The sequence below is a fragment of the Bradyrhizobium vignae genome, from assembly GCF_900324035.1.
Classification (GTDB): domain Bacteria; phylum Pseudomonadota; class Alphaproteobacteria; order Rhizobiales; family Xanthobacteraceae; genus Bradyrhizobium; species Bradyrhizobium vignae.
Genome location: NZ_LS398110.1, coordinates 2,142,494 through 2,155,460, shown reverse-complemented (window position 1 = coordinate 2,155,460; position 12,967 = coordinate 2,142,494). Strand labels below are relative to the sequence as shown.

Annotated in this window: 12 protein-coding genes; 6 read left to right on the top strand and 6 right to left on the bottom strand. The window is 63.8% G+C overall.

Going from position 1 to position 12,967, the window contains the following annotated elements; genetic code table 11:
• Positions 1 to 28: 28 nt before the first annotated feature.
• The 3 genes from BRAD3257_RS10540 to BRAD3257_RS10535 form a co-directional block, all read right to left on the bottom strand.
• Positions 29 to 913: an NAD(P)-dependent oxidoreductase gene (locus BRAD3257_RS10540; protein ID WP_162500151.1), complete on the bottom strand. Its 885-nt coding sequence runs from the start codon at positions 911 to 913 to the stop codon at positions 29 to 31.
• A 22-nt stretch (positions 914 to 935) separates the two neighbouring features.
• Entirely contained in the window at positions 936 to 1,106 is a 171-nt protein-coding gene (locus BRAD3257_RS39670; RefSeq protein WP_160118798.1) for a hypothetical protein, read from the bottom strand.
• Between the two features lie 248 nt (positions 1,107 to 1,354).
• Positions 1,355 to 1,867: an Lrp/AsnC family transcriptional regulator gene (locus tag BRAD3257_RS10535; protein ID WP_122401765.1), complete on the bottom strand. Its 513-nt coding sequence runs from the start codon at positions 1,865 to 1,867 to the stop codon at positions 1,355 to 1,357.
• A gap of 32 nt (positions 1,868 to 1,899) precedes the next feature.
• Between BRAD3257_RS10535 and BRAD3257_RS10530 the strand changes: the two genes are divergently transcribed.
• From BRAD3257_RS10530 to BRAD3257_RS10505, 6 genes are read left to right on the top strand one after another with little or no spacing between them, the layout of a single operon-like run.
• Positions 1,900 to 2,268 (top strand): hypothetical protein, encoded by a 369-nt coding sequence (locus BRAD3257_RS10530; protein WP_122401764.1) that lies wholly within the window; start codon positions 1,900 to 1,902, stop codon positions 2,266 to 2,268.
• Complete coding sequence (locus BRAD3257_RS10525) at positions 2,265 to 3,524, top strand: 3-methyl-2-oxobutanoate dehydrogenase (2-methylpropanoyl-transferring) subunit alpha (protein WP_122401763.1); 1,260 nt, start codon at positions 2,265 to 2,267, stop codon at positions 3,522 to 3,524. Before BRAD3257_RS10530 ends, BRAD3257_RS10525 begins: the two co-directional genes overlap by 4 nt.
• Positions 3,525 to 3,527: 3 nt before the next feature.
• Entirely contained in the window at positions 3,528 to 4,541 is a 1,014-nt protein-coding gene (locus BRAD3257_RS10520; protein ID WP_122401762.1) for an alpha-ketoacid dehydrogenase subunit beta, read from the top strand.
• Between the two features lies 1 nt (position 4,542).
• Entirely contained in the window at positions 4,543 to 5,808 is a 1,266-nt protein-coding gene (locus tag BRAD3257_RS10515; protein ID WP_122401761.1) for a dihydrolipoamide acetyltransferase family protein, read from the top strand.
• A gap of 7 nt (positions 5,809 to 5,815) precedes the next feature.
• A complete protein-coding gene (lpdA, locus tag BRAD3257_RS10510; protein WP_122401760.1) occupies positions 5,816 to 7,213 on the top strand; it encodes a dihydrolipoyl dehydrogenase in 1,398 nt (465 codons plus the stop codon).
• A gap of 18 nt (positions 7,214 to 7,231) precedes the next feature.
• On the top strand, positions 7,232 to 8,563 hold the full coding sequence (locus tag BRAD3257_RS10505) for an MFS transporter (RefSeq protein ID WP_122401759.1): 1,332 nt from the start codon (positions 7,232 to 7,234) through the stop codon (positions 8,561 to 8,563).
• Between the two features lie 76 nt (positions 8,564 to 8,639).
• Here the strand turns inward: BRAD3257_RS10505 and BRAD3257_RS10500 are convergent, their stop codons facing one another.
• The 3 genes from BRAD3257_RS10500 to BRAD3257_RS10485 all read right to left on the bottom strand — a co-directional run bounded on the left by BRAD3257_RS10500 (position 8,640) and on the right by BRAD3257_RS10485 (position 12,956).
• Entirely contained in the window at positions 8,640 to 9,962 is a 1,323-nt protein-coding gene (locus BRAD3257_RS10500; RefSeq protein WP_122401758.1) for an NAD(P)/FAD-dependent oxidoreductase, read from the bottom strand.
• A 338-nt stretch (positions 9,963 to 10,300) separates the two neighbouring features.
• Positions 10,301 to 11,764, bottom strand: coding sequence for an aldehyde dehydrogenase family protein (locus BRAD3257_RS10490; protein WP_122401757.1), 1,464 nt, complete (start codon positions 11,762 to 11,764; stop codon positions 10,301 to 10,303).
• Between the two features lie 22 nt (positions 11,765 to 11,786).
• Positions 11,787 to 12,956 carry an alanine racemase gene (locus tag BRAD3257_RS10485; protein WP_122406482.1) on the bottom strand — a complete coding sequence of 390 codons (1,170 nt, stop codon included), beginning with the start codon at positions 12,954 to 12,956 and terminating at the stop codon, positions 11,787 to 11,789.
• Between the last annotated feature and the right edge of the window lie 11 nt (positions 12,957 to 12,967).

Sequence of the window (12,967 nt, the reverse complement as noted above, 5' to 3'; positions counted from 1 at the left end):
GCTTTCCTTGTCTCAACAGTAATTCCGCCTAGGCTGCCGACTTCGTCTTGCGGAATAGCCGCGCCAGGTCCGAAATATAGGCTTGGCCATGGCCGCTCTCGACCACGGCCGCAATGGCGGCGCCAACACCGTCAGCGATCGCTTTGGACGCTCCGGAGTGGCTCGCCATCGTCTGGTAGTAGGAGATGTCCTTTAGCGCATTGCCGATGAAGAATGGAACGGCGCCGACGTCGCCCGTCACGATCGCCGGCGCCATGCGCTGGAGCGCAACGCCCGCCCCGCCGCCCTTGGCGAGAACGTCCACGAAGATCGCCGGATCGACGCCTGCCTCAGCCGCCTGCGCCGCAGCCTCGCCGAGCAGCGCCATGAAACCGATCGACACGTAGTTGTGGAGCAGCTTGAGCCGATGGCCAAAGCTCACCGGGCCGACATGTTCGACATTTTCGGTGAAAGACGCGAGGACTGCACGGACGCTCCGAAGGTCCGCTTCGTCGCCGCCAACCAACAGGTTCAGCGTACCTTCTTCCGCGTGCCTGGCGGTGCGTGTCATGGGCGCATCGAGAAAGCGTCCTCCCGCCGCTTCAACCGCGGCAGCCATCCGCAAGGTCGAGTCCGGCAGCGCCGTCGAACAGTCGACAATGATGGTCCCCCTGCGGAGGCGAGACAGAACGCCGGTCTCGCCCGTGAGGATCGCTTCGACCTGAGGTGAGCCCGTTACGCAGAGGATGATCACATCCGATGCGTTCGCGATCTCGCCGGGAGTCTTGCAGGCCTTAGCGCCGAGGCCGATGAGATCGTCCACGGGCTGATTTCCGGGATGATCGAGAAAGGCCAGAGGGAAGCCGCCGCGCGCAACGACGTTCTTTGCGACACCGTGGCCCATCAGCCCGACACCAATAATTCCGACTCTCATCGCAGCACTCCCATTCATCGGTTCAAGCAAGCCCCTCGTGAACGGCCGCATACATGATCTGCTGCTCGGGTGCCTCTGTCGCCTTGATCTCCTCGACGATCTTTCCGCGGTTGGCGACCAGGATGCGATCCGAGAGAGCCAGTACGTCCGGCAGATAGGGGGAAATCACGACGGCAGCCGGATCCAAAGGCACGACGGTGTCGTGCTCTCGTGCTGGAGGGACTGCTCGCAATCATCGTTTCCTCACCTGCAAGAGGCTTTCTTTTTGCTGGCGCAAGCTGAGCGGCGTGCCCCGGCTTCATGCAAGGCGCTTTTTCTGACCCCCTGTTTGGTTTTTCTGATCTAGCGGTTCGGGGCGCGCTATGTCGGTATCATCGGCAAGAAGAGTGCTTTCTGACAAGCCGCACTCTTCCAACCATTGGGAAGCCGCACACGCATTGACTAAACCTGCACCGAGGTCAGCTTCTTCAGGCAGCGCAGCGCAAACGATGACCGGCTGTGGCGGATACCCGGGATGCGATAGAGCTTTTCCCGCAGGAAGCGTTCATAGCCGGCGGTGCTCTCGACCGCGACCTTCACGACGTAATCGTAGTCGCCCGTGGTGAGATAGGCCTCGATCACCTCCGGCAAGCCCGTGAGCAGTTGACCAAAACGTTCGAGCATCTCTTCGTCGTGGCGATCGAGCGTCAGCTCGATGATGACGGTCTCAGGCAAGCCGAGCTTGTCCTGATTGAGCAGCGCGACATAGCCATCGATATAGCCCTGCGTCTCCAGGCGCTTCAGCCTGTTCCAGCATGGCGTGGTCGAGAGCCCGATCTTGTCGGCGAGTTGCGCCGTCGTCAGGCGTGCGTCCTGCTGCAAGGCGCGCAGGATCTTGCGATCGATTTCGTCGAGCCGAAGCGCATCCTTGCGCGGTGCCTTGGCCGGCCCTGTGGCACGTCCGACTGGCGCCATACCGAGAACTCCGTTCTGGGATTGCCGTTGATATGCAGAAAATCCATACCGCAAACCTAGGCTATACCCAGATTAAAAGAACAACAATCCTGAATTTTGCCAGTACGATATACCAACAAAACGAGACATATGCGGTGTTTCTTCTCGAACTTCAGACCAGCGATATGCACGCCGCACTCGGCCGCCTGCTCGACCAGACGCGCGTCGCGGGGCTTCGGCTTGCCGCCGTCAGCGCACGAGCAGACGCGAGCGAATGCCGTATCTCGGCTTCCATAGATATCGACGACCGCGACATGATCGACCGGCTCGTTCGGCGCGTTGGCGCGTTGTTCTGCATTGATGCGATCGAGGTGAGGGGTGAATGCCAATGCCCGACCAGAACCTCACAGATAACACCATGAGCTCGCGGCGCGAACCAGTTCGCTCGCCGGAGCCTGTGCCCCTGAAACTGCACGTACCGGAACCGGCGGTGCGCCCGGGCGGAAAACCCGATTTCTCGAACATCCGCATTCCGCGCGCCGGCCAGGTCGATCGCCCCAACGTCGACGTGGACGCCGAGGCGATACGCGACCTCGCCTTTTCCGTGATCCGTGTGCTCAACCGCGACGGCGAAGCCGTCGGCCCCTGGGCCGGCGCGCTCTCGGAGAGCGAATTGCTGGAGGGCTTGCGCCACATGATGACGTTGCGTGCCTTCGATGCACGCATGCAGATGGCGCAGCGTCAGGGCAAGACGTCGTTCTATATGCAGCATATGGGCGAAGAGGCCGTGAGCTGCGCCTTCCGCAAGGCGCTGCTTCCCGGCGACATGAATTTTCCGACCTATCGTCAGGCAGGACTTCTCATCGCCGGCGGCTATTCGCTGGTCGAGATGGCCTGCCAGATCTACTCCAACACGCACGATCCCCTGAAGGGGCGCCAGCTGCCCGTGATGTATTCCTCCCGGGAACACGGCTTCTTCTCGATCTCCGGCAATCTCGCCACCCAGTACATCCAGGCGGTCGGCTGGGCGATGGCGTCTGCAATCAAGAACGACACGAAGATTGCCGTCGCCTGGATCGGCGATGGCGCAACCGCCGAATCCGACTTCCATGCCGCCCTCGTGTTTGCCTCGACCTATCGCGCGCCGGTCGTGCTCAACATTGTCAACAATCAATGGGCCATTTCGACGTTCCAGGGCATCGCGCGCGGTGGCTCCGGGACGTTCGCTGCGCGCGGTCTCGGCTTCGGCATTCCGTCGCTGCGCGTGGACGGCAACGATTACCTCGCGGTCCACGCGGTGGCGAAATGGGCCTGCGAGCGCGCCCGCCGCAATCTCGGCCCGACCCTGATCGAGCACGTGACCTATCGCGTCGGCGCCCACTCAACCTCCGACGATCCCGCGGGCTATCGGCCCAAGACGGAATCCGACGCATGGCCGCTGGGAGACCCGGTGATCAGGCTGAAGAACCATCTGATCGTGCGCGGCGCCTGGTCGGAGGAACGACACAAGCAGACCGAAGCCGAGATCCTCGACACCGTGATCTCGGCGCAGAAGGAAGCCGAGAGTTACGGTACGCTCCATTCCGAGCAGCGGCCTACGGCGCGCGACATGTTCGAGGGAGTGTTCGCCGAGATGCCGCCACATCTGCGCCGCCAGCGCCAGGAAGCCGGAGTCTGAACCATGCCACGGCGGACCATGATCGAAGCGATCCGCGACGCCATGGACGTGATGATGTCGCGCGATGACGATGTCGTCGTGTTCGGCGAAGACGTCGGCTATTTCGGCGGCGTGTTTCGCGCGACCCAGGGCCTGCAAGCGAAATACGGAACGAGCCGCTGCTTCGATACCCCGATCAGCGAGCTCGGAATCGTCGGCATCGCCGTTGGCATGGCGGCCTACGGCCTGAAACCCTGTGTCGAGATCCAGTTCGCCGATTATATGTACCCGGCCTACGATCAGATCGTCTCCGAGGCCGCGCGGCTGCGCTATCGCTCCAACGGCCAGTTCACCTGCCCGCTCGTGGTGCGCATGCCGACCGGCGGCGGCATTTTTGGCGGGCAGACGCACAGCCAGAGCCCCGAAGCGCTGTTCACCCATGTCTGCGGTATCAAGACGGTGGTGCCGTCGAACCCGCGCGACGCCAAGGGTCTCCTGATATCGGCGATCGAGGACCCCGATCCCGTGATCTTCCTCGAACCGAAGCGGCTCTATAACGGTCCGTTCGACGGCCATCACGACCGGCCGGTGACGCCCTGGTCGAAGCACGATCTCGGTGAGGTCGAGGACGGGCACTTTGCCATTCCCCTCGGCAGCGCCGCGATCCGCAGGCAGGGCCAGGCCGTCACCATCCTTGCTTACGGTACGATGGTTCATGTCGCGCAGACGGCCGCGGCGGAAGCCGATATCGACGCCGAGATCATCGATCTGCGCACTCTCCTGCCGCTCGATCTCGACACCATCGAAACGTCGGTCAAGAAGACCGGACGCTGCGTGATCGTGCATGAGGCAACGCTTACATCCGGCTTTGGTGCAGAGCTCTGCGCGCTGGTCCAAACGCGGTGTTTCTATCATCTGGAGGCACCGATTGTTCGCGTTGCCGGCTGGGATACGCCCTACCCGCACGCGCAGGAATGGGACTACTTCCCGGGACCGGCTCGGATCGGCCGTGCGCTGATCGAAACGCTGGAGGCCTGAGATGGCCGAGCGCGTGGTCAGGCTGCCCGACGTCGGCGAAGGCATCGCCGAAGCCGAGCTCGTGGAATGGCATGTGAAAGTTGGCGACGTCGTGCGTGAGGACGCCGTGCTCGGCGCCGTCATGACCGACAAGGCGACGGTGGAAATCCCTTCACCCACCGACGGACGCGTCATCTGGCTCGCCGGCAAGGTGGGCGACCTGCTCGCCATCGGCTCCGATTTCGTTCGGCTGGAGGTGGACGACAAGAGCGAGCCGGCGTCGGCGAAGCTCGCATCGCCTGCGGCAAGCGCTTCGGCCAAAACGCCGGGTCATGCCGCGAGCGCTCCACGCCCGTCCACGAGCGTGCCGTCCGAGGCGGTGAAATCGCACTCCTCCGCAACGCGTCCATCCCTTACAGGCGACCGGCCGTTGGCCGCTCCCGCCGTCCGGCTTCGTGCACGTGAAGCAGGCATCGACCTGCGCCGGATATCCGGCTCGGGACCGGCCGGCCGGATCACCCACGATGACCTCGACGCCCAGCTCGCGCGCGGCCGCGCCGGGACGGCGGCATCGCCGTATGCGGCGCAAACCGCGGTCACCGACATCAAGATCGTCGGCTTGCGTCGCAAGATCGCCGAAAAGATGTCGATTGCGAGCTCGCGCATTCCGCACATCACCTATGTCGAAGAGGTCGACGTCACTTCGCTCGAGGATTTGCGCACGAAGGTCAACGGCCAGAAGCGGCCGGGCAAGCCGAAGCTGACATTGTTGCCGTTCCTGATGCGCGCCATGGTGCGCGCGATCGCCGAGCAGCCGCATCTCAATGCTCATTTCGATGATGAGGCCGGGATCGTGCGCCAGCACGCCGGCGTTCATATCGGGATCGCCACGCAGACGCCGGCCGGCCTGATGGTCCCGGTCGTCCGGCATACGGAAGCGCGCGGCATCTGGGATTGCGCCACCGAGGTTGCGCGTCTCGCCGAAGCGGCTCGCAACGGCAACGCCACCCGCGACGAACTTACCGGCTCGACCATCACGATCACCTCGCTCGGCGCGCTGGGCGGGCTTGTGACGACGCCCATCATCAATCATCCGGAGGTCGCGATCATCGGAGTCAACCGGATCGCCATCCGACCGTATTGGAACGGCGCGGCCTTCGTGCCGCGCCAGATCATGAACATGTCATCCAGCTTCGACCATCGCGTGATCGACGGTTTTGATGCCGCCCAGTTCGTGCAACGGATCAAGCTGCTGCTGGAAACGCCGGCCATGATCTTCATCGATTGATGGAACGATGACCGAAATCACCTGCAAGCTTCTTGTCGTCGGCGCGGGCCCCGGCGGCTATACCTGCGCGATCCGCGCCGGCCAGCTCGGCATCGATACGATCATCGTCGAAGCCGCAAAGCCGGGCGGCACCTGTCTCAATGTCGGCTGCATTCCCTCCAAGGCTCTGATCCATGCCGCCGGCGAGTATGAAACGATCGCAGCTGCCGCCGACGACAAGAGTGCGCTCGGAATTTCCACGGCAAAGCCGTCGCTCGACTTCGCCAAGACCATCGCCTGGAAGGACGGCATCGTCCGGCGCCTCAATGGCGGCGTGGCCGGCCTCCTGAAGAAAGCGGGCGTCAGGCTCATCGCCGGGCATGCTCGTTTTCGCGATGGCAAGTCCGTCGAGGTCGAAACGCAATCCGGCGCGCAGACGATCCATGCCGAAACGGTGGTAATCGCGACCGGATCCGAGCCCGTCGCGCTTCCGCACATGCCATTCGGAGGCCGCGTGATCTCGTCGACCGAGGCGCTGGCGCTCACCGAGATCCCGGGCAAGCTCGTCGTGGTCGGCGGCGGCTACATTGGCCTCGAGCTCGGTACGGCCTTTGCGAAACTGGGCGCGGCCGTCACGGTCGTCGAGGCCGAGCCACGCATTCTGCCGCAATATGATGGGGAACTGAGCGCGCCTGTCGAAAGGCGCCTGAGCGCGCTCGGAGTGACGGTCCTGACAGGTGCGAAGGCGAAAGCGCTGGTCGCTGACGGTACCAAGCTCACGATCGAGACCACCGGCGGCGAGCAGAGGACGCTGGATGCCGACAAGATCCTCGTTACGGTCGGCCGAAGGCCGGCGACATCCGGCTTCGGCCTCGAAAGTCTCGATCTCGACATGGCCGGACCTTTCATCCGGATCGACGACCGCTGCCGCAGCTCGATGCACGGCATCTTCGCGATCGGCGACGTCACGGGAGAGCCGATGCTGGCCCATCGCGCGATGGCGCAGGGCGAAATGGTCGCGGAGATCGTTGCCGGTCACCGCCGCGGCTGGGACCGGGTTTCGATGCCGGCGATCTGCTTCACCGATCCCGAGATCGTCACGGTCGGCCTGTCAGCCAGCGAGGCGAGCGGCAAAGGCTTCGGTGTCAAGACGGATCTCTTTCCGTTCAAGGCCAATGGTCGCGCACTGACACTGGAGCGCGAGGACGGCTTCATCCGGACCGTGGCGCGGGCTGATAACCATGTTCTGCTGGGAATTCAGGGGGTCGGAGCCGGCATCGCCGAACTTTCAGCGGCATTCAGCCTTGCGCTGGAGATGGGGGCACGCCTCGAGGACATCGCGATGACCATCCACGCGCATCCGACCCAAAGCGAAGCCTTTCACGAGGCATCGCTGAAATCGCTGGGACACGCAATTCATATCTAAAATAAAGGGGGGAGAACCATGAGCCAGACCACGATCATCGCCAGTCCCGCGAGCGGGGCGAAAACGGCAATCGAATCCTCGACCATCCGCGCCATCTCCTGGCGCCTGATTCCGTTCCTGGTGCTGGCCTACTTCTTCTCCTATCTCGACCGCGTCAATCTCGGCTTCGCCGCGCTGACCATGAACGCCGAGCTGAAATTCACGCCGCTGATCTTCTCCTGGGGCGCCGGCATCTTCTTCATCGGCTATTTCATCTTCGAGGTGCCGAGCAACCTCGCGCTGGAAAGATTCGGCGCGAGCCGCTGGATCGCCCGCATCATGGTGACCTGGGGCATCATCTCGGCGCTGATGGCGGTGGTGAGCGGCGTCACCAGCTTCTACGTGCTGCGCTTCCTGCTCGGCGTCGCCGAGGCCGGCTTCTTCCCCGGCATCATCCTCTATCTCACTTATTGGTACCCGGCCGAATATCGCGCCCGCTTCCTCGCGGCCTTCGCCATCGCGGTGCCGGTCTCGACCGTGATCGGCGCGCCGATCTCGGGCCTCTTGCTCGGGCTCGACGGCATGATGGGGCTGAAGGGCTGGCAGTGGCTGTTCATCATCGAGGGCATCCCCTCGGTGCTGCTCGGCATCGTCACCTGGTTCTATCTCACCGACAGGCCGGAGAAGGCGGACTGGCTCTCTTCCGAGCAGAAGGCCTGGCTCAAGGCGAAGCTCGATGCCGAGATCGCCATCAAGCAGGCCGTGAAGCATCCCTCGCTGGGCGAAGCCTTGTCCTCGCCGAAGGTGATCGCGCTCAGCCTGATCTATTTCGGCTTTGTCGGTGCGCTCTATGGCATGCAGTTCTGGCTGCCGCAGATCGTCAAGGCGTTCGGCCTCACCAACGCGCAGACCGGCTTCGTCACCGCGATTCCCTATCTGTTCGGCACCATCGCCATGATCCTGTGGGCGCGGCATTCGGATGCGAGCCGCGAGCGCGTCATGCATGTCGGCGCCCCGCTGCTGCTCACCGCCGTCGCGCTCGGCGTCTCCTCCTATCTCACCGATCCCACCCTCACGATGGTGGTGCTGACGGTGGCCGCGGTCGGCGTGTTCTGCTGCTTCGGCGTGTTCTGGACCCTGCCGACCTCCTGGCTCTCCGGCACGGCGGCGGCCGGCGCCATCGCCCTGATCAACTCGATCGGCAATCTCGCCGGCTTCGGCGGTCCCTATCTGATCGGCTGGGTCAAGGAGGCCACCGGCCAGACCTCGACCGGCCTCCTGGTGCTCGCGGTGCTGCCGTTGATCGCCGGGATCCTCGCCTTCGTCGGCGGCCACGACAGCAAGTACGAGTTCAGCGAACAGAAGCGGTGAGGTCTTTCCGGCCTCGCCCGGGCGCATGCTGAGATTCTGTAGTTGCAGTGATCGAGCGACGGATCCGGCTCGATCTTCAGATGGCGGCGATGTCCAGCTTGGAGCCATCGACCAGACGCGACAGCCGGAACGGTGTGGGATCAACGCAAGGCGTGTCGTTGACGACAAGCTCTGCGGCCAGATAGCCGAGTCCCGGACCCAAACCGAAGCCGTGACCCGAGCAGCCCGCCGCGAGAACCAGGCCTTTCACCCGGTCCACCTGCGATACCACGGGCACGGCGTCCGGCGTGCAATCGACGAAGCCGCCCCAGGCGCTATCGATCTTCATCTCGCCGAGCTGGGGGAATGTTTTCCGGACACTCTCCACCACTTGGCTCACCAGCCATTTCAAGGGTGGAGGATCCAGCACGCGATTCTGTTCGAAGATCCGATCGTCGTTGGTCAGCAGCGCCGGCATCGAATCCGGCCCCGAAACGAACGATCGGCCGACGCCGAGCCTGACGTTCTTCAGGCGCCGCAAGAACTGCGGCATGAATTCCCGGCTGTACCGGATCGCCTGAGGCGTGATTTCGAGGTTCGCCTTGCCGCTGATCGCAAGCGTATAGCTGCCGTCCAGTCGGCGCGTGATCGTGCAGTAGGGTGTGGAGACCGCCTCGCCTATGTTGATTGTCGGGGTAGAACGCAGCGCGGTCTGACGGATGCTTGCTTGGGGGAAACTGATCCCGAGCGGCCGAAGGAAGCGCGAGGACCAGGCGCCCGCGGCGCACAGCACCGCGCTGGTCCTGATATAGCCCTTTTCCGTGCGCACGCCCGCGATCTTGCCATTGGCCAGGTCGAGCGCCCGCGCGGCGCATTCCTGGTGGATTGTGGCGCCCAGCACTCTGGCCGCATCGGCGATAGCCGGCGCGGCGAGCGCGGGTTCGGCCTTGCCGTCCCGCTCCGAATAGGTCCCGCCGACCCATTTATCGCGCGCTTCGGGGACGCGCTCGGCCACCTCTGCCCGGCTCAGCACGCGGGTGTCGACGTCGTACTCCCTGGCGACCTCGCGCCACTTTTCCCAGCCGGCGAGCACAGCCTCGTCGTGGGTCGCATAGACGAGACCGCAGCGACGAAATCCGAGGTCCCGATTGATATTGCGCGTGAGCTCGTCCCACAGCCGCATGGAGATCACCGAGAGCGGCAGTTCGCGCCGGTCGCGGTTCTGCTGGCGGCACCAACCCCAGTTTCGGCTCGATTGTTCACAGGCGACGTGGCCCTTCTCGAGGAGCGCCACGGAGAGGCCGCGCTTCGCCAGGTAATAGGCGGCCGTAGAGCCGATGATGCCGCCGCCGACGATGACGACGTCGGCCTCGGCCGGGAGACGCTCATCGCTGTGAATGCGCTCGACGCGGGGCGACATGTTCCAACGAACCTCGGCTGCCAAGAACGCGAAAGCAAAGTTCCGATCAGCCCTTCATCGCACCGTCCGCGCGATACAATGTGCTGAAATCATCCAGGACTTCGCAAGATGTTCGGGTTTTTGAGCGCTTGAGTGATACGAGCTGCTCAAGTGCGATCGGGTCCCAGTTCGGCGGAGCCCCTGTCGGTTTCGATCCTGACGAAAGCCATTACGGGCTCATCTGGACCGGAGAACCCGAACTGTCAGGGACAGCACACCATCTTGCCCAATGGCTGCAAGAGCAGTGCAAGAGCTTCATTTAAAGCGCGATGCCGCAGCTTCTCGGAACCGATATTGAGCTATCGGTAGAATCCGAGAACCGCCTTCGTCTCGAGATACTCCTCCATGCCCTCGATGCCGTATTCGCGACCGTTTCCGGAACGCTTGTATCCGCCAAAGGGAGCATTGGGGTCCCAGTCGGGATGGTTGAGATGAACTTGACCAGACTGGATCTGACGGGCGACTGCGCGCACCATCTCCATGTCGGTGCCCTGCACATGGGCGCCGAGTCCGTAGACGGTGTCGTTGGCGATCGCGATCGCTTCGTCCACGGAGTCGTAGGGAATGATCGACAGCACCGGGCCAAAGATCTCCTCCTGCGCGATCCTCATGTCGCGACGAACGTTCGAGAAGATGGTCGGCCGTACATAGAAGCCAACCTGAAGGTCGCCGGGCCGTCCGGGGCCGCCGATGACGAGCTTGGCGCCTTCATGCAGGCCGACACCGATCATGGTCTGCACACGCTCGAACTGCGGCCGGTTGGCGATCGGGCCATGGGTCGTGCTTTCCGCAAGGGGATCGCCGACCACCAGTTCTGAAGCAGCCGCTGCCGCCAAGGTCTCGACCTCTTCCATGTGTGCGCGAGACACGAGCATGCGCGTCGGTGCGCTGCAGGATTGGCCGAGATTGCGGAAGGCGGCGCCGACGCCGAGCGGAACAGCACGGCCGAGATCGGCGTCCGGCAAGATGATATTCGGCGACTTGCCGCCCAGCTCCTGGGCAACGCGCTTGACGGTGGGCGCCGCCACTTGCGCGACGAGAACGCCGGCCCGCGTCGAGCCGGTGATCGAGATCATGTCCACCTTCGGATGCGACGCCAGAGCGGCGCCCACGATTGGACCTGTCCCATTGACGAGGTTGAAGACGCCGGGCGGACAATCGGCATCGTCCATCAGCTCCGCGAACAGCGAGGCGCTCAGCGGCGACAATTCACTCGGCTTCAACACCACCGTGCAGCCCGCTGCTATCGCCGGGCCCACCTTGGCAGTGATCTGATAAAGTGGCCAGTTCCATGGCGTGATGAGGCCGCAGACGCCAATGGCCTCGCGCATGATCGCGGTGCTGCCGCGCGCGGCGATGAATCGATAATTCGCGAGATTGTCGCGGGCGACGCGGATATGTTCGGCGGCCAACGGCACCTGAGCGCGACGTGCGTAGGTGATCGCAGCTCCCATCTCGCACGTAAGCGCCTGCGCGAACAGCTCCAGCCGCTCCAGAAGCAAAGCATGAATCCGGTCGAGCAGCGCCGCTCTCTCAGCAGGCGCTGTCGTGGACCAGCCGCCGAAGGCTCGTCTGGCGGCTGCGATGGCGCAGTCCACGTCATCGTCATCGCCGAGCGCGACCTCGGCGATCGGCTGCTCCGTCGCCGGATTGACGACGGTTGCTGCTGCCGTGACTGATCCGATCGGCTTCCGCCATTCTCCGTCGATGTAGAATTTTCCGAGGAAACCGGCTTCCGTCAGGTGCCGAAGAGGCGAGGTCATTGGAACCGATCCTTTCGACGGCCTACCAGCCGCGCATCCGGGGCCATTGTGCTTCGATCGCGTCGCTGTCGGCGGAGACGACGCTGTACGACTCGTGTTGCGACGCCGTCGCACAGGCGTGATTGGGGAGAATCCTGACCTTCGCGCCGATCGGAAGATTGGGCAAAGCGTGCGCCGAGCCGGGCCTGATGGCGACGATCCCGTGCTCCTGGCTTGCTTGCGAAACGATCAGGTCGGGATAGATCTTGCCGGCTACGTCGCAGACCAGGCCGTATCCCTGGTCGACCGGCTGCGCCGCGGTGCCGCGGTCGCGCGACAGCGCCATCCACCCCGCATCGACCAAAATCCAGCCCTTCTCGGGTTTCTTGCCGATCACGGTGGCGAGCACCGATATGGCAATGTCGTCGGTCGTGCAGACACCGACGCCGTGCATGACCAGATCGAAGAACATGTAGACGCCGGCGCGCATTTCCGTGACGCCGGTCAGGTCTTCGGCGAAATGCGCCGTCGGAGTGGAGCCGACGCTCACGACCGGGCATTCGTGCCCCGTCGCCCGCAACGCCTTCGCCGCGGCGACCGCGGCCGCCCTCTCATTCTCCGCGGCGGCGATGAGGGCCTCGGGCGTGAAGAGGCTGTAGGATTCGCCGGCATGGGTCAGGATCCCGGCGAGCTTGACGCCGGCCTCGCCCAGCGCGACCCCGACTGCAATGAGCTTTGGATCGTCAGCAGTCAGCCCGCCGCGGTGACCATCGCAGTCGATCTCGATGAAAGCGGACGGTATCACACCAGCGGCACGACCGGCCGCGCCAACCATTCTTGCCTGCTCCGGCGTATCGAGCAGAACCTTAAGGTCGACGCCTGCTTTGCGCAGACGCATCGCCCTCGCGGCGGTGTGAGGTGCAAGTCCCACGGCATAGGTGATGTCCCGGAAGCCATGCTGCGCGAAGTACTCCGCCTCCGCCAGGGTTGAGACAGTGATTGGTCCCGCGCCCGACGGATAGGCACGTTGGGCGACGTCAATGGATTTCGCCGTCTTCATATGAGGACGCAGCACGACGCCCTGCTCGGCCATGCGGGAGGACAGACGGGCGAGATTGCGATCGAGCCGATCCTTGTCGAGCAGGAGGGCCGGCGTTGCCAATGCGCCGATCGTTGCGGCCGCCTCGCCGTTCTGGTGATCCGTCCTGTTCATCTCCTCGCGCA